Consider the following 21247-nt stretch of genomic DNA (forward strand, 5'->3'; position numbering starts at 1 on the left):
TCTAAAATACTGTTTAGTAGAGATATTAATTATACTTAATTTGGTTGCTTATTAGAAATAAAATTGCAATTTTGTGCGAAAGTAATGGCTAAAAAAGAAATTATATTAGCATACGAAGAAGATATTCATCTTTGGGGAATTAATAGCAACCTAGAAGATTATAGGTTGTGTTGGTATATTAATGAAACATTGTACTGGAAAATGAAACGCATTAATGATGTAAATTTCTATAATCCAAAAAGCAAAACAGTACAGTATTACAGTGCGTACAAGTTTGAAAATGAAATAGATTTCTATGATGCAGAGTTAATTCAAAACAAAAGAGCTGGAAATTATTTGCTACCAGAAATGAAAAGTTTTGATTATGTTTTCCTACTTAAAGGAGAATTGGCTTATTTTGATACTGATGCATTTGAACAACAACTTTCTCAAATCTCTGGCATACAATTAGTATATAAAGTAGATTTAGATAAAATAAAATCGAGGAAAAATTTATTATTAAGACACTTTAATGAAGCATAAAACTATTAGCAAAACAAAAATCATAGCAACAGTTGGTCCAGCAAGTAATAATTACAATACTTTAGAAAAATTATTTTTAGCAGGCGTAAACACTTTTCGCTTAAATTTTTCTCATGGATCTCATGAAGACCACTTAAAAGTAATTCAAACCATTACTAAAATTAATACTACACACAATGCTCATATTGCAATACTAGCAGATTTACAAGGACCAAAGCTAAGAATTGGAGATATTGAAAATGGAAGTATTGAGTTAAAAACAGGTGCTACTATTAAAGTAACTACTAAAAAAGTATTAGGCAACAAAGAAAAAGTATCTGTAATATATAAGAAACTAATTTCAGATGTTGGCATTGATGAAGAAATTATTGTTGATGATGGAAAGATTGAATTAGTAGTAATTGAAAAAAATGACAAAGACACTATTACTTGTAAAGTAAGATTTGGAGGAACACTCTCTTCTAATAAAGGATTTAATTTACCAACGACCAAAGTCTCCGTTCCAAGTTTAACCAAAAAAGACAAAAAAGACTTAGCTTTTATTTTAACTCAACCAATAGATTGGCTCGCATTGAGTTTTGTTCGTTCGGCTCAAGATATTATATATTTAAAACAAATATTAAAAAATAAAAAATCACTAATAAAAGTAATTGCTAAAATAGAGAAACCAGAAGCGATACAAAACCTAGAAGCAATTATAAACGCAACAGATGCTGTAATGATTGCTCGTGGAGATTTAGCGGTAGAAGTGCCAATGGAAAAACTACCTATAATCCAAAAAGAAATAGTAAAAAACTGCATAACTAAAGGTAGACCAGTGATTATGGCAACGCAAGTAATGGAATCTATGATGGAAATGCCAAGACCAACAAGAGCAGAAATTACAGATGTTGCCAATGGTGTGTTTGATGGTGTAGATGCTATTATGTTAAGTGGAGAAACTGCAGTAGGTAAAAATCCAATAAATGTAATTAAGATAATTAAAAAAATAATACTTCAAACAGAACAACAAAACGAAATATATTATAAAAAATTATTACCAGACCAAAAATCAACAACATTTCTATCAGATGCTATTTGCTATAATGCTTGTAATATTGCTAAAGAAGTAGAAGCAAAAGCAATAAACGGAATGACTTATTCTGGATATACTGCTTTCATGCTAGCAAGTTATAGACCTAAATCAAACATATATATATTCACAAGCAATGAAATATTGTTAAAACAATTAGGAATGGTTTGGGGTGTAAAAGCATTTTTTTATGATAAATTTGTAACCACAGACGAAACCATTTCTGATGTAATCAACATCTTAAAACAAAACAAAAAAATTAAACAAGGCGATGTAATTATCAATACTGCAAGTATGCCAATTAAAGGACGAGGCAGAACCAATATGATAAAAATAAGCGTAGCAAAATAAATATAAAAACACAATATATGAATGTAAATGTAGAATTATTGGCAAAAATTTGTGAAGCTCCAGGAGCTCCAGGGTTTGAACAAAAAGTAAGAAACATTGTAAAAGAAGAGCTACAAGATAAAGTAGATGAAATTACTACAGATAACTTAGGCAGTGTTTACGCTGTAAAAAAAGGAAAAGACAGCTCTAAAAGAGTGATGATAGCTGCTCATATGGATGAAATTGGGTTTATTGTAAAATATATCGACGAAAATGGGTTTTTAAGATTTCACACACTTGGCGGATTTGATCCAAAAACACTTACTGCACAAAGAGTAATTGTGCATGGCAAAAAAGATTTAATAGGTGTAATGAGTAGTAAACCAATTCACATCATGACAGCAGAAGAAAGAGCAAAGCCAGCTCAAATTCAAGATTATTTTATTGATTTAGGATTGCCAAAAGAAGAAGTAGATGCTTTGATAGAAATTGGCAATCCAATTACAAGAGAAAGAACTTTAATTGAAATGGGCAACTGTGTAAATTGTAAATCTATAGACAATAGAGTAGCTGTTTACATTTTGATTGAAGCCATGAAAGCATTAAAAGATTGTCCGTATGATGTTTATGGTGTATTTACAGTACAAGAAGAAGTAGGTATTAGAGGTGCCAATGTAGCAGCACACAATATCAATCCAACATTTGGCTTTGGATTAGATACTACAATTGCTTACGATTTACCAGGAGCAAAACCAGATGAACAAGTTACTGCATTAGGAAAAGGTGTAGCAATAAAAATTATGGACGCTAGTACTATTTGCGATTATAGAATGGTACAATTTCAAAAAGAAGTAGCACAAAAAAACAATATCAAAACACAGTTAGAAGTATTGCCAATGGGTGGTACTGATACAGCAGGCATTCAAAGAATGGGAAAAACTGGAGCAATTGCAGGAGCAATTTCCATACCAACAAGACATTTACACCAAGTAATAGAAATGGCTCATAAAGATGATATTGCTGCAGCTATAGATTTACTAATAGCATGTTGCGAACAAATTGATGCTTACGATTGGAGTTTGAAGTGAATGAAAATAAGCTAAAAGTATAATAAAAAACGCTGTCTATAATAGACAGCGTTTTTGTTTTGTGGTACCTCCAGGAATCGAACCAGGGACACAAGGATTTTCAGTCCTTTGCTCTACCAACTGAGCTAAGGTACCAGTTGCGAGGTGCAAAGATAATTAAATTTTTATTTTACAACAAAAAACATGCTGTTTTCTATCAATAAATTTTCACATTACACTTTTTAACAATATATGTCTTTACATTTATGTTGCAATTAGTTATTTTTATAAAAAAATTACTATGAATAAAATAAAATTTATCACTTTAAGTGTACTATCTTTTCTCTTTTCTTATGCTGTATTTGCTCAAAACGAAGTAAAAGAAGCAACATATGATATTTCTAGGAAAGCAAAAAATGGATACTTAGGTGGCGTTGAAGCCAATCAGGAAACAAACACTTTCGATTTAGCTTATGTCTTGCCATCTGGTCAAAAAAAGGTAAAAATAGAAACCTATACCTATGATATTAATTTAGCACTGAAAGATACTAAACAAGAAGAATGGGATGTTGACAAAGTAAGACAACGATACAAGTGGTTTAATTATAGAGGCGATGTTTATTATACCAACGGATTAACTGCTTCTACAACTATGGGAGGAAAACTGGTCTTTAGAAAAAAACTAATTACTTGGAAATATAGATGGTGGTATGGAACTTATATTAAAAATGTTAAAATGTTAGATAAAGTAAAACCAACAAGCGATGCTGGCGAAAAATATTATTTTAGAGGTGGTGCTTACGAAGTAGACAGAGACAGTTCTATTTTAGTAATTGCAGGTAGACAAGATTCTCCAAAAGATGCTTTGGGTTCTTACTTACACTACGATTTAATTAAATGCGATAATCAGGTAAACATAACTGTTTTAGATAAGATAGATTTTACAACGCCACATGCTCCAATTTTTGCAGAACCATTAAAAGACGAAAATCATGCATTAAACAATGACGATTTACCTAGAGATTGGATTGTAGTTTTTGCACCACAAGGAAATGTAGACAAAAAAACAACTGCTGCACCAAATAAATTAGTATACTATAGAATTTCACCAGAAGGAAAAATAAAAGAAACAGTAACCTTTGATGCACCAAGCAATGGTTGGAGAATTTTACAAGCATATGAAAAAGATAATGAACTATTTTTCTACGGACCTTGTATTACAAAAGATATTTCTGGAACATATATAGATAAAATATATAAAATTTCATTAGTAGCAACAACCTCTGCAGACGAAGAAGATAAAGCTACAGAAAACACAAGTGCAAAATCTGGTGGCATGTTTAGTGGCTTAAAGAATTTGGGCAATACACTTGCAGGAAATAAAGATATGGGCGTTACACAAGACGCTATAGATGCTATGTTAGACGAAATGAATTTTACAGGTTTTGTATTGGGAAAATTAGTAAACGGAAAATTTCAGTTTATAAAAGAAACACCAGTTGCTGACTTTAATACTAAAGCAGTAAAACCAGCATCGCAAAAGAAAATAGTTGATTTTAATGGCAAACGATTTGAAACTTTTAATATTTATTTTACAAGTAATAATGATATTCTAATTAATGGACAAGATTTTAAAGTGGCTAAAGAGAAACCATTTGGTCCAGATTATAATGCAGGTTCAAGATTATATCAAGGTGTATATATGTTTCAGTTTGATGGACAAGGCAATCTAAAACATAACTATGGTGTATTCTTAGATCAAAAAGAAACTGCAGGATTTTTTAATCGTTCGCCACTTACTTCCGATATGTTTCCTGCTACAAGTTACTTAACAGAATCTGCAGATAAAACCAAACTCTATTGGATGATGAATATTTGTAGAGCAACTCACGAAGAAACAGACGAAGATTATAGTTGGTTTACCAAAACAACAACCAAAACTTGGGCACCATTATTTAGTGTACAATATGGAACATTAGATTTAGAAAATGGTACAGCGTCAGATTTTAAATTATTAGGCGATGCAGAAAAGAAAAAATTCTATTTATTTCCATCAAATAATGTAGTAGAATTAGGCAAATACATCATCTATTTATCAGAAACAGAAAAAGGAGATAAACTATTATTATCGAGAATGGATATTTCTCAATAATTTTTTTTATAAATATTTTTAAGTGTGAAGAGCAATCAATTTTGGTTGCTCTTTTTTATAGATTTTCATCAAAACACAATTATAAAAAGAACCTTAAAAAATACTATTTTTGATTATGCAATGGATTTCAAAACACAAAGAGTTTGTTCTACTAGTAGTGCTATTTTATATCTTCTTGTGTTTTTATGTACCAAAATGGGGACATTCTGGAGATATGTGGTTTTGGTTAGGTTGGTCTGAACATATCTTTGAAAATGGTTTGGCAAATGTATATACCAATAGCAATTGCGATTATATGCCTGGTTTTTTATATTTCTTAAAACTACACTGTTTGATACAAAAATCTACTACTAATATACAAGACAACTTATATACACTTAAATATTACATTCTTGTTTTTGATATATTAACTGCTTTGCTTATTTCAATCAAAGCAAAAACAAATGAAAAGCAAATAGTTTATTTCTTTTTAATTACATTAAATGTTGTTTTTTTATATAATACTTATGCTTGGTGCCAAGTAGACAGTATTTTCACTTTCTTTGGATTTTTGGCAATATTATTGGCTATACAAAACAAAATAGCTTGGAGTATAGTCTGTATTTGTATTTCCTTTAATTTTAAAGTACAAGCTATTGTATTTTTCCCTTTGTTATTTATGATTCTTGCTTATCAAATAAAGAACATAAAAGCAATTAGACAAATAGTTATAGGAATAATTGGAGCAATCATTGTTCAAACAATAATATTATTACCTTTTATATTAAATGGAACTGTAAATAAAGTGTGGCAAGTTTTAACAGGTTCAGTAGGTCATTATCAATCTGTTTCTTTAAATGCATTTAATTTTTGGTTTTTAGTGCTTCCTATAAATGCAGAACAAATGTTTAATTATTCAGACAAAACACTATTTTTAGGTTTTACTTTAAATCAAATTGGTTTTTTCCTATTTGCAACAAGTGTTTTTCTCGCTTGTTTTCCTTTTATCAAAATTATAATTGAAAATCTTTACAAGAAACAATATCAAAAAATAGATATCAATAAAATATTTATAATTGGAGCATTAATTCCACTATTGTTCTTCTATTTCAACACTCAAATGCACGAAAGATATAGTCATCCTGCAATGGTTTTTATTTTCTTATTTGCAATTAATCGTAAGAAATATTTTCCAATGATTTTATTTTCATTTGCTTATGGTCTAAATATGGAAAAAGTATTAAAACATTTAGCTTTAACTAATTATGAAACACTTGTTTTTCATCCAGTATTTATTTCTGTTTTATATTTAATATTAATTATATATCTATTTTATCAATTATACAAAAAAGAAACCAATGTGGTTAATCACTTAAACTTACAATTAAATGATTGAAAAATCAAAATATAATAAATTTTTAACTGCCTTGGTTTTTATATTAAGTCTTATTCCACTTTTTATGTTATTAGATAGTTGGTCTGTAAGAAAATGGGATGAAGTAAGAAATATAGTTCAGGCAATAGAAATGTATTACAATCATAATTGGTTAGTACCAACATTTCAAGTAGAACCAGACATGTGGAATACTAAACCTCCTTTGTTAATTTGGATTCAAGTTTTTTTATTTACGCTATTTAAACCAAGTCTTTTCTTAGCACGGTTGCCAAGTGCCTTATCTGGATTTTTAATTTTTGTAGTCATTTATCTGTTCTTTAAAAAATATTTTAAACAGCCAATAATTGGTTTGTTGGCAATACTTTTTTTAATATCATCACCAGCAATAATTAGATATCATGTTACAAGAACAGCAGACTATGATGCACTATTAACTTTACTAATGCTATGTTATGTCTTGTTTTTTTATCTCTACTACAAAACAAAAGCAAATAAATATTTGTATCTGTTTTTTTTAAGTTTAACACTTGCATCTCTTACAAAAGGCATTGCTGCACTTTTCTTTTTGCCTTCTATTTTTATTTTTTGTTTGATGAATAGTACTATTCTTGCCATTTTAAAAAACAAAGCATTTTATATTGGATTATGTTTCTTTGTGTTTTTCGCTTTTGGATATTATTTATTGAGAGAGCAAATAAATGAAGGTTATTTAAAAGCCATTTGGAATAATGAATTATTTGGACGATTTGCTGTTATCAACGAAGGACATAATGGAGGTTTTTTGTATTATGCATATTATTTTGTAAATAATTATTTTAAATCTTTTTATTTGTTTTTTATAGTTTCAATTCCTGTACTTTTATCTATTAAAGACAAAATAGAACAAAAGTTTTATCAATATATTATACTTAATATTTTTATGTTTTTTATAATTATTAGTATTTCTAAAACAAAAATAGAATGGTATGATGCTCCAATGTATCCATTAATTGCTATTTGTTGTGCTGCTTGTTTATCTATTTTACTTAATAAACTTAATGTTCTTATCAATATAAAAGGACTAAGTATTGGTATTGTACTGGCAATATTTTTAATTCCTTATGTAAATTTTAATACTAGTATTTTTAAAACCGTAAAAGAACAAACCGATGATTATGAACAATTGAATGGTTATTTTTTACACAAACATTATAAAAAAGATGCACAATATCTTAACAATATATATATAGAAAATTTAGTGCATGAATATAATGCAGATGCCTATTTTTATCAATATTATTTACAACATGAAAAACAAATAAAGATAAATTTATTCTCGCACAATGATACTTCTATGGTAAAAGAAAATAGAAAAATTGCTACAGCAAATGAAGCTACAAAAAAATATATAGAAGAAAATTATACTTATAAAGCCATTGATTCACTAGCTCAGATAAAAGTATATTTAATTGGTAACAAAATTATCAATAAGTAATTGGTTGGCTATTTATCCATTGAAATAAAAAATAGATATGAAGTATTGCAAAACAAAATGCCAAACTATATACTACCATTTTATTTTTAGTTTGAATGTAGGAATACATTACTAAATACACAGGAATTAAAATACTTACATATCTTGTAATACTTGTAACAGAACCAGCACTTAATGGAATTAAAATGGTTGTCCAAATTAAAAAATGAGTTGTCCAAGAGTATTTCTTAAAAGTTAAAATCACAAATGCTATAAAAATAGTAATATATATAGAATTAAATTGATTCATTAAGTCACCTTTTCTAAATAAAGCCAACAAAGGAAATATGCGTTCTTTTTCCCAACCTTTTTGTGCTGTAGCAAAAGCAAAATAATTGCCTGTGTATTGGTATTGATAGACTAAATATCCTACAAAAACAATTAAAGGAACAATGTATATCATTAATCTTTTTAATAATACCAGTTTGTTGTTTTTAATTGTAATAAAATATTTATTAATAGTATATAAAAATAGAAAAACAATAATTATAACTCCATTAGGTCTTGTTAAAATAATTAATGAAGAAAGAACAGCAAGCAATAATATTTTGTTTTTATCAATAGCCAATATGCTACTAATTATTAAAAACAAAAATAAAGCTTCAGTGTAGTAAACATTATAGTGCAAATGCAAAGGAAACAACATAAATAATAGCGTAAATAAAAATGCATTATTTGTAGTAATTTTTGTTTTAGCATAATTAAATATTTGAAGAAAGCACAGTGTAGAAAATATACAAATTAATATAAACGACATTGGTTTAAATGCCATATTGAACAAAGAGCAATAACCTGCTGTGATTTTTGGAAGTAAAGGAAAAAAAGCCCAACTGCTTTGTACTAAACTTCCATCATGGTAACCTCCTAACTCCCATACTTCTGTAATATTAGGATATCCATACAATGCAATTTTTTCATACCAACCAGCATCATTCTTAAAAAAGACATCTAAGAAATTAGTATAATCTACAGAAACACTACACCAACCAAGCTGACTAAAAATATAAAACAATAAAACATATACTAACTTAATGAATAAAGATAGAATTATTATATAAATATAATATTTTCTATTCAAGATTTATTTTTTACTAGCATTTAATGCTTGTTCTATGTCTGCTTTAATGTCGTCTATATGTTCTAAACCAACTGACAAACGAATGGTACCTCCAAAAATTCCTGCTGCTTCTCTTACACTTTCGTCTATTTTACTGTGTGTAGTACTTGCAGGATGTGTAGCAATAGTTCTACAATCGCCAAGGTTAGCCGTATGCGAAAATAAATTTAAGCTATCTAAAAACTTTCGTCCTCTATCAATTCCACCTTTTACATCAAAAGTAACTACGCCTCCACCTTGTTTCATTTGCTTTTTTGCCAACTCATATTGAGGATGCGATGGCAAAAACGGATAGTTTACTTTTTCTATTTCGTTATGCGTTTCTAACCATGTTGCTATAGCCAATGCATTACTACAATGTCTGTCCATACGAACAGCTAAAGTTTCTAAACTTTTACTCAACACCCAAGCATTAAACGGCGACATTGCTGGTCCTGTTTGTCTACAAAATGCTCTTACTTCTTTTATAATTTCTTTAGATGACAATACTACACCACCAACAACTCTACCTTGTCCGTCTATAAATTTCGTGGCACTATGCGTAATGATGTCTGCACCATAATCTGCTGGATTTTGTAAATACGGCGTAGCAAAACAATTATCGATGTTTACCAATACACCATGTTTTTTACCTAATGCACACAAGAATTCTAAATCTATCAATACCAAACCTGGATTAGATGGTGTTTCTGCAAATATCATTTTGGTGTTTGGTTGTATTTGTGCTTCCCAAGTTGCTGGTTGGTTGATGTCAAAAAAAGAATGTTCAATTCCCCATTTTGGTAAATATTCTTTTAAGATTTTTGTAGTAGATGCAAACAATGCAGACGATGCTAAAACATGGTCGCCTTGTTGTAAAAAAGGCATCATGCTTGCAAAAACAGCAGCCATTCCTGTAGCAGTACCAAAACCATCTTCGGTGTTTTCTAATACACACATTTTCTCTACGAACTCATTTACATTCGGATTAGAAAATCTTGAATAGATGTTGTCTTGAATTTCATCTGCAAACAATGCTCTTGCATGTTCAGCATCATCAAACACAAAAGAAGAAGTTAAATACAAAGGCACAGAATGCTCTCTAAAAGCTCTTTCGTGTTGTGTGCGGATGGCATTGGTTTCGAAATGATTGTACTTATTTGGCATGAATTACAATTTAATCTGTCAAATTTATAAAGGAATTTATAGATTAATGCCTTTTTTATTGTTTTTATATCGTTATATCCACGATAGCAAGTCTTTTCTTTATAATGACATTGGCAACATTAATAAAAAAGGCAATGCTTGGTTATAGTCTAACGCTGAATATTCTAATCCTAATAAACGAATATTTTTGTAATAGGTATTGTGTTGATTATAATACATTTTTTCGCTTTGTATTAACCACGCTTTGTCTCCTAGTTTTTGAGCTAAAAACCACTTTTCAAGCAGTCTTGCCGTTCTTCCATTTCCATCATTAAAAGGATGAATTTTTACAAAAACTAAATGAATGAATGAAGCAAAATAAAATACTTCTTCAATATTTAATTTAGCATTTAGTAATACAGTTATATCATCAAAAAAAAGGTTCATTTCAGTTTCTACTTTGTTAGGTAATGCTGCTACATACTCAATTTTTCCATCTGGTGTAGTAACATACATATTTTGCTTTCGATATTTACCTTGCCAATTTGTTGCAACTATATGTTTACTTAGCAACTTATGTGTTTCTAAAATATTTTCTTGATTGAGTTTATTGTTTTTTGCAAAGATATAAGCATTATATAAATCGTCAATTTTTTTGGTATAATCTGGCAAAAATTCAATCCCAAATTTTTTATGTTTTATATAACTATCTAATTCTATTTTTTCGCCTTCAATTTTACTACTATATACTGATGAAACAGACACATAAAAACTAAATGTATCTGTTGAAATTTCTGCATCTTCTAAGGTATCAAAAGCAGTTTGTAAAGTTTTTGGTACTTGCTTTATATAGGCATCAAGCAAATCTGTTGAAATTATTTGTAACTTTTGGCTCATTTAAAGATAGCGTATTAATTGCCTTTTTTATTCTACTTAAACTAGTAAATAATAACAAATGTAGGTATTTTTTAATTGCTTTAGTTTATACCAAAGTTACATTGAAAATAGACCAACATTATATATCGTTCCATACTGAATTTATTTCAGCATCTTCTAAAAACAGATTCCGAAATCTACCTGTTCGGCACCATGTCTACCGACAGGTAGAGACAGGCAAGTTCGGAAAAAATAGATCTGCTTTATAAATCAATTTGGTGTTAGATTGCTTATCAATCAAATAATGATGTTTGAATATTGTTTTGCTCAAAATCTAACAGCCATTTTTTTCGCCACAATTCACCTGCATAACCAACTAGCGTTCCGTTTTTTCCTATTACACGATGACAAGGAACGACAATAGCAATTGGATTATTTCCGTTGGCACTTCCTACTGCACGAATGGCTTTTATATTGTTGATAGATAAAGCAACTTGCTCGTAGCTTTGCGTTTTTCCGTAATTGATTGTAAGTAGTTGTTGCCAAATTGTTTTTTGAAAAACGGTGCCTATTAAATCTAAAGGCAAGGAAAATATTTTTCTTTTCCTATTGAAGTATTCGTTTAACTCTTGAATTGCTTGTTGTGTCAGTTCATTTTCATCAAAAATTTCTTTGTATGCTTTTACAAATTTAATTTGAGTTATACCTATATCAGATGATTCTATATATATTAATCCAATTGGAGATTCGTAATAGGAATTGTACATCATTTGATTACAAGATACTCATTTTTAAAATGATTTATTTTAAATCATCTGTAAAATGACCTCCGTGTTTTCCTTTGGCAAATTTTTCGCTATTAAATGTAGTTGATTCTCCTTTAGGAACACTTAAACTTTTCCAGTCATTGTCTTTAATCATTCTTGCAATAAATACTATTTGACCTATGTGATAAGCGTAATGTGCTAACTGTCTGTTGATTGCATCTACAATGGTATGTTCTTGATTTCTAATATATATTTTAGTTTCAAAATTATCTTCAGTAATGCTATCTAATGCATCAAATAAACATTGCCAACCTTTGTTCCATTTTTGTAGCATTTCTGTTTTGGTGGTAATATTTGATTCAAATTCTGCATCTCTGTTTCTCCACGATTTTTCACCATCAGTAGTTAAAAAATCTGTCCAACGAGACAACATATTTCCACATAAATGACTTACAATAATTGCAATTGAGTTTGATGCTTCGTTGTATTGCCAAAATAAGTCGTTTTCGTTGAGTTGTTCAAAAGACTTTTCTCCTAGTAGTTTGTAGTACTCAAATTGTTTTGTTGCACTAGTGATATAATTTTGTTTCATAAATAAATTTAAACAAAATCTTGTTAAGAAACATGGAGATATTTCACTACGCTCAATATGACGAGAGTAATACTACTCAATTATTTCGTAGCTGTGTGTAATTGCTGCTACTTTGTTGAGCATATGCGTAACACTACAATATTTGTCCATTGAATAATTAATGGCTTTTTCTACTTTGGCTGCATCTAAAGCTCCTTTTAAAATGTAATGTACATGAATTTTTGTGAACACCATTGGATGCTCTTCTGCTCTTTCTCCTTCTACTTTTACATCATAATCTATCACTTCTTGTCGCATTTTTTGTAGCATAGACAAAACATCCATACTTGTACAACCTGCTAATGCCATTAACACTAGCGACATTGGTCTTGTGCCTTTATTTTCTCCGCCAATTTCTGGACTGCCATCCATGTTTACTATATTGCCATCTTCATCTGTAGCTTGTAAATGAACGGCATTGTTTACTCGTTTTAGCTCTATTTTCTTCATGATTTAAAATTACAATAATCTATCAAAAACAAGGTAATATTTAACAGTCCAATACGCATTAACCATTTTTTAACCAACCAGCAATGCTTAATCTATTTTTAGTAGTTGATGGCAAGACTTCATGTTCTATTTTATCGCTTTTAAACAAAACGGCTGTTCCTGCAAATGGTAAAATGCTTATGGTTTTATTTGGAAGATAGAGTTGCAAATTACCTTCATCTTCTGTTGTCCAGTCATCATTCAAATAAATAACTAGCGAAAATTGCCTCGCTCTGTCTGCTCTAAATTGGTCGAGATGTTTTTTATAAAAGCTGCCTTTTTCATAAAAGGCATAGTGAAATTCATAGCTATTGATATTAGTATAGCAAGTTTGATTTAAATACTGAATAAAACTATTTATTTGTTCAAACAATATTTGTTCTGTTTGATTTGAAGTATTATCTTCTATCCACGAAATAACATCGCCTCTTACTTTGGTATTTTTAGCATAATCGAAGTTTTTACCAATACCTGCTGGATGCATTTTGTCTTGTTGATAGCGTTGTAGCAGATTGTTTTTAAGTGCTAGTGCTGTTTCTGTTGTAATAAAGTGATTGGATATTGCATATTCGTTATCTATTAAAGACTGAATCATTTGTTCAAACAAATTGTTTTGTTGCATAAGTTAATATTTTATATTGCCTTTTTACAACTAACAATAATATATCAATCTTTATATAATAGATTAAGCGAACAAATTTCAATAAAGGCGACGCAAGATACACTATGCTCTGAAATAAAAAAAGCGTTGACTTAAAAAAGCCAACGCTAAACTGAGTGCTTGAAATATAATAATTTTAAAATCTAAAAATTCCGTATACTTGAATGCCTGTGTTGGCAGACCATTTATTATCTCCAGCAGGAATAATAGCATCTGTGCCAAAATAACCAGCATAATCATCGTTTATTAAGTCCATAAACCCTTGATTAATTCTAGCACCAACACCAATTCCTTTATTGGAAATAAATTCTAATCCTAAATTGGCACCTAAATCAAATCTATTGTAAAGGTTATTACCATCTGCATCTTCATAATCTTTACTCATCATATTAACTCCTTTTTTTTCATCAACTACATCTCCATTAGCATCTTCATGTGTTAATTTTGCTCTTGCAGCAGTAATAAATGAGGCATAAGGTCCTATATTTATATTGAAATTATCTCCAATATAAAACTTCATACTAATAGGAACTTCTACTTGATGTGTGTTTACTTTAAAAATTAGTTTTTCATTAGTTAATGGAACTGTTCCAGAGGTTCTAACTCCTTTGTTAGCATAACCAGCTTCTATATCTAAAGCAAAAACATCGCCAAATCTTTTTTCATAAGAAAAAGCAGCAAAGCCACCTACTTTCATTTTGTTTCTTACATCATTATAGCTGTTATCTTCTCCCATTAAAATAGAAGTTAAGCCAACACCTCCTTTTATGCCAAAGCCGCCATCGTTATCTCCTGCTTTAACTCCAAAAACGACTAGTTGCATAATTACTAGTAAACTCAATAATTTCTTCATATAACTGTTTTTTAGTTCTATTGCATCAAAATCAATACCAAAAGTACTTTTTGGCAGTTATATTATGAAAAATACTTATAAATAAGTAGGTTTTAAAGGTGATGCTGCTGAATAAGCTATAGATGCTGAAATAAGTTCAGCAAAATTAGAAATGTACCTTATTCCCTTTTATGGTTCGTGAGACACAAACCATGGCTTGGTGATAACAAGTGGAAATATAATAGATGCTGAAATGAATTCAGCAAAAGGTTGTTGAGACAAGTTCAGCAAAATTAGAAATGTACCTTATTCCCTTTTATGGTTCGTGAGACACAAACCATGGCTTGGTGCTAACAAGTGGAAACATAATAGATGCTGAAATGAATTCAGCAAGAGATTGCTGAAACAAGTTCAGCAAAATTAGAAATGTACCTTATTCCCTTTAATGGTTCGTGAGACACAAATCATGGCTTGGTGATAACAAGTGGAAATATAATATAGATGCTGAAATGAATTCAGCAAGTATTTAATGAGATACTTCGTTTCGTTACACTACACTCAGTATAGACGAACTGCTATTAAGGTTGTATAGTTTGTGTTATTCCGTTTGAGTGTGATTTAAACTCTGGTGCATACATACATTCTATACTTGTAATTCCTGATGAAAATGTTCCTGCAATGTTTGCTCTTAAATCATATTCAAAAACATAAATACCTTTGTTCATCCAATCTACAAAGAAATGTGTAGCAACATCTTTTGTAGTTTCATAATAACCTAAACCATCTTGCCATTTGTATTGCGACAATACATTGGTTGGCTCCATTCCTGCCGCTCTTAAATCTTTTAGATGTACATATTCTAGGTTTCTGTCGGTTCTTAATTCTATGCGAACAGTAATTAAATCGCCTACTTTAATTGGACTGTTGTCTGTAATTTCTTTTAAAATAGTGCCTTCGTTGGTTGTAACTTTTTTGAAATACTTTTTAGTGAGCTGTAAGTTAGTTTTAGCTCCAGTTATTTTATCTAAATCTTCGAAATATTGCCAATACACTGCACCCCAAGCTGGTCCATCATCTGTTTTCTTAAGTGTAATATTCGCCATTTCTGGTTTAATTTGATCTGCATTCCACGACATTTTATAGTAACCAGTTCCTGCTTCAACACCTAATTGTACATTGCTTTCATCAAATTTTTCATTGCCTACTTTTACTTCTACTAATTTGTTGTTGTTGATCCAATTGCTACCACTTAATAATAAGGCATAACAAGCTTCGGCAGTTGCTTTGGTGGTTTTCCAACTGGTAGTTTGTTTTTGTTTTAATAGCCAAACTTTTAATTCATCAACAGCTTTTTGATCTTTTGCTACTTCATTAAAAAACTCAATGATAATAGATTGCGTTTCTACTGGTGCTTGATACCAATACCAACCTGGATTTTCAACGGCTTTCCAATACATGCCCATTTCTTCTGAATGAATGGCTGTTTGTTTAAATGAAGTAATAATTTTATTAGCTAAAGTTGCTTCGTTGTTTCTATATAAAACCATACCTAACATAGCTTGCATATAGTAATCGTTCAAGTTAGCATTCCAATATTTTTTAGCTTGACCAAAGAAATAATCATATGCTTCTTTGTTTTGTTTTTTGATTTCAATATTGTTATAAAAAGAACGCATATACAAATAATGTATTACCATATTGGACAAATGATTTGAAGTCAAATAGTTTTTGTCGTATTTTTTTATGTCTTCAAAATCTTCTTTCATTCTATCATCTAAATACAAAACTGCTTTTTTGGTCATAGAACTTAAATCATCACTTTTAGTAATATCTAATACATTTAATTTTGATAGATGACCAATGCCTTCCATAATATATTGTGTGATATATCTATTTTCTGGCATACCTTTAAACCAGTAAAATCCACCATTTGAACTTTGCAGATTTTTAAGTTTATTAAATGCCTCTGCTTGTTCTTTCGACATTTTATCTAAATCGAACAATAAAGCAATTCTCTTTTTTTGTTCGGTTTCGTCTTGAGCTTCTCTAACCCAAGGAGATTCTTCTAATAATACATTTTTTAATTCTTGATTTTTTTCTAAGTTGCTTAACAATGCCTCTGAATTAGTTTCCTTCCATTTGTTAAACACATTTTGAATTCTTGGATTAGAATTAGCAATATAGCTTGCTAAAGTGTTGGCATAATATCTAGAAAACAATTGCTCTGCACACTCGTAAGGATATTCCATTAAATATGGTAATGCTTGTACTGCATACCACGCTGGATTGCTACTCATTTCTAGTGTATATTTTTGATTGGTAAGTGTAGTAGAAGTATTATTGGCTAATTTATCAAGTGTGTATTTTTTAGTAGATTTTCCAGTAATCCAAAGTGGTAAAGACTCTGTAACCAAAATTCTATTGCTTAATACAGGAATAGTATTGGCTTCTCCATCAGTGAAATTACCTGCTTTAGCACTTATTTCGTAAACAATAGCATCGATGTTTTCTGGAACACGAATTTGCCATTGCACTAGTGTATTTTGATTTGGTTTTACACTGAATTCAAATCTATTATTTTTAATTGCAAACTGTTGATTGATGGTTTCATTGGTCAGTGCATTTTTAATGTTGAGATACGCAAAGCCATTTAAAACAGTATCAGATAAGTTGGTAACTTTTGCTGTAAGTGTAAGCATATCACCTTGACGCATAAATCGTGGTCCGTTTGGCACTACCATTAAATCTTTTTGAGTGATAGTTGAATTTTCAAAAGAAATATATTTTAAATCTTCGGTATGTGCTAAACCTAAAAACTTCCATTTAGTTAAAGCTTCTGGCATAGTAAATGAAAAAACGACATCGCCAGCTTCATTAGTTTTTAATTGAGGAAAGAAGAATGCTGTTTCATTTAAATTAGTTCTGATATTTGGAATTGGTTCTTCTTGTTTTGGCTTATTTTCTACATCACCAAAATTTTTATCTTGAACACCATCTTCATCTTTTTCAATAGCACTTGGAGGTGGAGCAGTAGTAGGCACTGCTTCTTCTAAAGCCATTTCGTTTTCTTCTACTTGTATATTCATTTTAGCTGCTTCTTTTAAAGCATAGCCATTACCAGCAGCAGATTTGTAGTAGATATTATAACGATTCCATTGATTGAGTGTTAAGCCATACAAGTTTAAATTCTGATAGTAATAAGAAAGAAAACTCGTATATTTTCTAAAATCATCTGAAGTATACAAACTACCACTAATACTTCCAAAATCGAAACCAGAAAATGCATTTAAATTATAATTGTTATATTTATATGGTAAATATAAATTAAAACTATTGCTTGCAAATTCATCTAAAGAAGCATCGTACATAGCCGCTAATAATTCTGCATTTACTTTTTCTTTTTCAGGTCCTTTAATAGTAAGTTCCCACGATTCTTTTTGTCCAGGCAATAATTTATCTCTAAATGTTTTCCATTCTACTTGTAATTGATTGCTTTTATATGGAATATAAGCTGCTTCTTTTCCAGCATAATATCTATTATTAAATATCATATAATAAACAATTTCTATTTTTTTACCTCTATCTTCTTCTTTAATCGTTGGAATAGAAAAGGTTTTAATTTCGTTGTTTAAGTATAAATGATGTTCTGCCAAAAGTTTATCGTCCATTTTAACTATTGCTACGATATATGCTTTTTGTAGTGATGTACCAATTTTGTAAGTCAATACTTCGTTAGGTTGTACTGTTGTTTTATTGAGTGTAACACTAATAAAATCTTTTGGATTAAGTGTAGTTGCATTTGGATTAGATACTACAAATGCTTTGCTGAATTTAATTTCTTGTCCTGATTTATCTAAACAAGAAAAGTTTAGTTTATAAATACCAGCAGGCAATTCATCTTTTAAAATATTAATTGCAGTTTGGTTTCCTGTATTAAAAGCATACGATTTTACAGTTTTAAGCACTTCGTAGTTTTCATATAAATTTTCATCTTTATATATTTGATATGGATATATTTTATCGTGTTCGGCTTGTGTTAGTAAAAATTGGTCTGGTTGTTCCCAATATCTTTTTTCTTTTGGATTGTTTGGTGCTTTTAATTCCTGAATCGTAATTTTTACATCTGTTGGTTCTGCATATCCATTTAAGTTATTTGTTTTAACTTGAATTATATTATCTTTATCTATAGATAAATTTTCAGGTAAATCAACAAAAGCATCAATAGCTAAATAACCAACTTTTACTGTAGTAGTATTGCTTCTAGTTTCGCCATTAATATCTGTAACATCAACAATAATTTCGTAGTTAAAATATGGTGCATGTTTTTTAGCAACAGACAAGTCTGGTTCTGCAACAAACTGAATGGTATAACTTCCGTTTTCATCTGTAGTAGTTGTTCCTGTAGTGATAATTTTTTCTTCTTGATTGAACCAAGGTCTTCTCCAACTCCACCAATACCAAATAGGCATTTGCGTTTTTCTTTTAATAGTGTAGGTAACTTTAGCACCATCTACCATTGCACCACTATACGATTTTGCAAAACCTTTAATAGCAACTGTATCATATACATTATAACTTGATTTAATAGTATCGAAATCAACTTCAAATTTTGGTCGTTTGTATTCTTCCACACGAATAGAGTGCCATTCATTTAACGCTTTAATGGTCATACTACCCAACATTCCTGTTGTTGGTGCCGTAAAAGTTCCTGTAATAGAACCAAACTGATTGGTTACTAAATCTTGCTCTGCAATTTTTTGTTGATTGGCATCGTAGAAAACAACTTTAACAGTTTTGTCTTTTAGTAGTTCATTATTTCCATCTAAAGTGCTATAACATATTCCTTTAAAATATATTATTTGACCTGGACGATAAATGGCTCTGTCTGTAAAAATATTTGCTTTTTCGGTTTTTAATGGTGCATTCTCTTTGTATTTGTATAGGTACACGCTATTGTCTGATGATAAAAAATCTTCTTTGTAGCAAATATCAAAGAAAATACTTTTGCTGTTGTAGTAGTTTTTAGTTTCATTAGAAAATATAGTTTGAGATGCAAATCCGTTTTTATCTGTTATAATATTTGCAATTTCTGTTTTAATATATTTTCTTTTATCATAATCGTATTTCTTTTCATAAATACTAACTTTGGCCTCTTTTAAAGGATAACCACTTTTTCTATCAACAACAAATACATTAATTTTTGATTCCTCTTCTTTTTGAGTTGTAAAGCTAATATCAGAAATAAACATTGGTACTACTGCAACTGCTTGTTCGTTTCCTTTGATAGCAAACTCTGGATTATTAGCCACCATTAAAACGAAGTATCCATTGTTTTTTGGTGTGTTTAATTGTACTTCTACACTGTGATTTTTATAGTCTTCTGGATTTGGAATATTTTGTTGCCACGAGTTTGTTGCTGCAATTTTATTTAGTCGTTGTAGTACAATGTCTTCTGGATCTTTATAATTTTTCTCGAATATTTTATCCTTATCATTAAAATTTATTTTAGCCCATTTTAAATATATTTTATTTATATTTTTATATGACACAAACAATTTATCTGTAGTATTTATAGGCAATACCTCTGCAACATTAATGCTAAGTGCTTTGGCTTTAATTTCTTCTATTAGTGCTTGACAGTTATAACTACCAAAAGTATTTGGATATTGTTTAATCGTTGCTTCGCACAAATCTAATGCTTGAGTTGCTGTATATGGATTGTTTTCTTTGTTCTCTTGTGCTTTGTTGTAAATAGTACGAGCAACTTCTGATTGAATTAATGCTGCAATTGTTGTGTTTTTATATTCATTGGCAATTCGTTGTTGTGCTTCAAAATATAAGTCGTTGTTTTTGTCTTTATCAAAATAGTGGTCGCGAACAAACTGCAATCTTTTTCTGTCTGCATCTGCCAAAGCGTCTAAATTATTTTTATCTGCTAATCTAAATTTTAGTAAGTCTTGGAAAATGTGCATTGCATTAGACAATCTATCGTTACTGTTTTCTGCTTGAATTGGCAATTGCACAAAATTAGTTGCAGTAGAAAAATATATTTCATTATCTATTGCAAAAGCATTAGCTGGTTCTGTTAAATCAGAATTGTCGTTATTAAAAAAGTCGATTGCTCTATGAGCCAATAAATCGTAAATAGTTGGACGAAGATTTAAGTTTTTATCTATAAATTCTTTTTTATCTACATTGTTATAATTTATATTTGTTAGTAATGATTTTATAGTTTCGGTGCCTGTTGTTTGTAGAATTTGTTTTGGTTCTAAAGAAGCAACATAGTGTTTAGAGATTTCGTTGAACAGTGTTTTTAAGTCCCAAGTTCTAAAATCGTTGCTTTGAATTTCTTCGGTCTGTGTTCTGTTAATAAATTTCCAAGAATTATTTTGATAGTATTGATACAGTAATTCTGCTTGAATAGAATGTAGAATGGCTTTTTCTATGTCTTTGCTATTTTCAATATCTGTATTGATTTCGTTAACGATTTTCCATTCAGCATCTTCTTCTAAAGTTTGTTTGTATTTATACTTATATAAATTGGCTTTAATTATTTGAGCGTTATTATTATCTGTTTTCGCTTGTTTTAAAATGTCTTGTACTTTAGATAAAGCATCTTGCATTTTACCTTCATTTTCTAAAGCAGTAACGGCAGTCCAATCTTTATCGTACATATTGGTAGAATTGTTTTGTGCTGATATCCTTGACATAGATAACA

The 21247-nt window shown here is 29.7% G+C and carries 15 protein-coding genes and 1 tRNA gene; 6 read left to right on the forward strand and 10 right to left on the reverse strand.

Translation table 11 applies throughout. The features are described 5' to 3' along the window. The first annotated feature begins 84 nt into the window (after window positions 1-84). The 3 genes from H6553_11590 to H6553_11600 are packed head-to-tail and all read left to right on the forward strand — an operon-like array spanning window position 85 to window position 3012. Window positions 85-522 (forward strand): IPExxxVDY family protein, encoded by a 438-nt coding sequence (locus tag H6553_11590; GenBank protein ID MCB9034472.1) that lies wholly within the window; start codon window positions 85-87, stop codon window positions 520-522. Further along, on the forward strand, window positions 512-1945 hold the full coding sequence (gene pyk / locus H6553_11595) for a pyruvate kinase (protein MCB9034473.1): 1434 nt from the start codon (window positions 512-514) through the stop codon (window positions 1943-1945). Before H6553_11590 ends, pyk begins: the two co-directional genes overlap by 11 nt. 17 nt (window positions 1946-1962) lie before the next feature. Then, window positions 1963-3012 carry a M42 family metallopeptidase gene (locus H6553_11600; protein ID MCB9034474.1) on the forward strand — a complete coding sequence of 350 codons (1050 nt, stop codon included), beginning with the start codon at window positions 1963-1965 and terminating at the stop codon, window positions 3010-3012. A 62-nt stretch (window positions 3013-3074) separates the two neighbouring features. On the opposite strand, the gene H6553_11605 is transcribed toward H6553_11600, so the two are convergent. Next, window positions 3075-3147: transfer RNA gene (locus tag H6553_11605), tRNA-Phe, on the reverse strand. A gap of 145 nt (window positions 3148-3292) precedes the next feature. Between H6553_11605 and H6553_11610 the strand changes: the two genes are divergently transcribed. From H6553_11610 to H6553_11620, 3 genes are all read left to right on the forward strand, one after another. Next, on the forward strand, window positions 3293-5143 hold the full coding sequence (locus tag H6553_11610; GenBank protein ID MCB9034475.1) for a hypothetical protein: 1851 nt from the start codon (window positions 3293-3295) through the stop codon (window positions 5141-5143). 115 nt (window positions 5144-5258) lie between these two features. Next, window positions 5259-6518: a hypothetical protein gene (locus tag H6553_11615; protein MCB9034476.1), complete on the forward strand. Its 1260-nt coding sequence runs from the start codon at window positions 5259-5261 to the stop codon at window positions 6516-6518. After that, a complete protein-coding gene (locus H6553_11620) occupies window positions 6511-7992 on the forward strand; it encodes a glycosyltransferase family 39 protein (protein MCB9034477.1) in 1482 nt (493 codons plus the stop codon). The genes H6553_11615 and H6553_11620 overlap by 8 nt, the downstream gene beginning before the upstream one ends. On the opposite strand, the gene H6553_11625 is transcribed toward H6553_11620, so the two are convergent. The 9 genes from H6553_11625 to H6553_11665 form a co-directional block, all read right to left on the reverse strand. After that, window positions 7982-9043 carry a hypothetical protein gene (locus H6553_11625; protein MCB9034478.1) on the reverse strand — a complete coding sequence of 354 codons (1062 nt, stop codon included), beginning with the start codon at window positions 9041-9043 and terminating at the stop codon, window positions 7982-7984. The two genes, H6553_11620 and H6553_11625, sit on opposite strands and share 11 nt — an antisense overlap. A 69-nt stretch (window positions 9044-9112) precedes the next feature. Further along, window positions 9113-10294: an aminotransferase class I/II-fold pyridoxal phosphate-dependent enzyme gene (locus H6553_11630; GenBank protein ID MCB9034479.1), complete on the reverse strand. Its 1182-nt coding sequence runs from the start codon at window positions 10292-10294 to the stop codon at window positions 9113-9115. A gap of 99 nt (window positions 10295-10393) precedes the next feature. Beyond that, window positions 10394-11170, reverse strand: coding sequence for a Fic family protein (locus H6553_11635; protein ID MCB9034480.1), 777 nt, complete (start codon window positions 11168-11170; stop codon window positions 10394-10396). 272 nt (window positions 11171-11442) lie between these two features. Next, window positions 11443-11916, reverse strand: coding sequence for a methylated-DNA--[protein]-cysteine S-methyltransferase (locus H6553_11640; protein MCB9034481.1), 474 nt, complete (start codon window positions 11914-11916; stop codon window positions 11443-11445). A 34-nt stretch (window positions 11917-11950) separates the two neighbouring features. Then, window positions 11951-12508, reverse strand: coding sequence for a DUF1572 family protein (locus H6553_11645; GenBank protein MCB9034482.1), 558 nt, complete (start codon window positions 12506-12508; stop codon window positions 11951-11953). Window positions 12509-12580: 72 nt separating this feature from the next. Beyond that, complete coding sequence (locus tag H6553_11650) at window positions 12581-12997, reverse strand: OsmC family protein (protein MCB9034483.1); 417 nt, start codon at window positions 12995-12997, stop codon at window positions 12581-12583. 58 nt (window positions 12998-13055) lie between these two features. Further along, window positions 13056-13658 carry a 2OG-Fe(II) oxygenase gene (locus tag H6553_11655; GenBank protein ID MCB9034484.1) on the reverse strand — a complete coding sequence of 201 codons (603 nt, stop codon included), beginning with the start codon at window positions 13656-13658 and terminating at the stop codon, window positions 13056-13058. A 175-nt stretch (window positions 13659-13833) separates the two neighbouring features. After that, window positions 13834-14550, reverse strand: a complete 717-nt coding sequence (locus tag H6553_11660) for a PorT family protein (protein ID MCB9034485.1) — start codon at window positions 14548-14550, stop codon at window positions 13834-13836. A gap of 557 nt (window positions 14551-15107) precedes the next feature. Continuing rightward, window positions 15108-21239 (reverse strand): alpha-2-macroglobulin, encoded by a 6132-nt coding sequence (locus H6553_11665; protein ID MCB9034486.1) that lies wholly within the window; start codon window positions 21237-21239, stop codon window positions 15108-15110. Window positions 21240-21247 lie beyond the last annotated feature (8 nt).

The sequence above is a fragment of the Chitinophagales bacterium genome, from assembly GCA_020636535.1.
In the GTDB taxonomy this organism is placed as follows: domain Bacteria; phylum Bacteroidota; class Bacteroidia; order Chitinophagales; family JADIYW01; genus JADJSS01.

What these genes read in the sequence shown, in the direction of transcription:
- H6553_11590 (MCB9034472.1), top strand. Translation starts at nt 85, where the DNA reads ATGGCTAAAAAAGAAATTATATTAGCATACGAAGAAGATATTCATCTT.
- pyk (MCB9034473.1), top strand. Translation starts at nt 512, where the DNA reads ATGAAGCATAAAACTATTAGCAAAACAAAAATCATAGCAACAGTTGGT.
- H6553_11600 (MCB9034474.1), top strand. Translation starts at nt 1,963, where the DNA reads ATGAATGTAAATGTAGAATTATTGGCAAAAATTTGTGAAGCTCCAGGA.
- H6553_11610 (MCB9034475.1), top strand. Translation starts at nt 3,293, where the DNA reads ATGAATAAAATAAAATTTATCACTTTAAGTGTACTATCTTTTCTCTTT.
- H6553_11615 (MCB9034476.1), top strand. Translation starts at nt 5,259, where the DNA reads ATGCAATGGATTTCAAAACACAAAGAGTTTGTTCTACTAGTAGTGCTA.
- H6553_11620 (MCB9034477.1), top strand. Translation starts at nt 6,511, where the DNA reads ATGATTGAAAAATCAAAATATAATAAATTTTTAACTGCCTTGGTTTTT.
- H6553_11630 (MCB9034479.1), bottom strand. Translation starts at nt 10,294, where the DNA reads ATGCCAAATAAGTACAATCATTTCGAAACCAATGCCATCCGCACACAA.
- H6553_11635 (MCB9034480.1), bottom strand. Translation starts at nt 11,170, where the DNA reads ATGAGCCAAAAGTTACAAATAATTTCAACAGATTTGCTTGATGCCTAT.
- H6553_11640 (MCB9034481.1), bottom strand. Translation starts at nt 11,916, where the DNA reads ATGTACAATTCCTATTACGAATCTCCAATTGGATTAATATATATAGAA.
- H6553_11645 (MCB9034482.1), bottom strand. Translation starts at nt 12,508, where the DNA reads ATGAAACAAAATTATATCACTAGTGCAACAAAACAATTTGAGTACTAC.
- H6553_11650 (MCB9034483.1), bottom strand. Translation starts at nt 12,997, where the DNA reads ATGAAGAAAATAGAGCTAAAACGAGTAAACAATGCCGTTCATTTACAA.
- H6553_11655 (MCB9034484.1), bottom strand. Translation starts at nt 13,658, where the DNA reads ATGCAACAAAACAATTTGTTTGAACAAATGATTCAGTCTTTAATAGAT.
- H6553_11660 (MCB9034485.1), bottom strand. Translation starts at nt 14,550, where the DNA reads ATGAAGAAATTATTGAGTTTACTAGTAATTATGCAACTAGTCGTTTTT.
- H6553_11665 (MCB9034486.1), bottom strand. Translation starts at nt 21,239, where the DNA reads ATGTCAAGGATATCAGCACAAAACAATTCTACCAATATGTACGATAAA.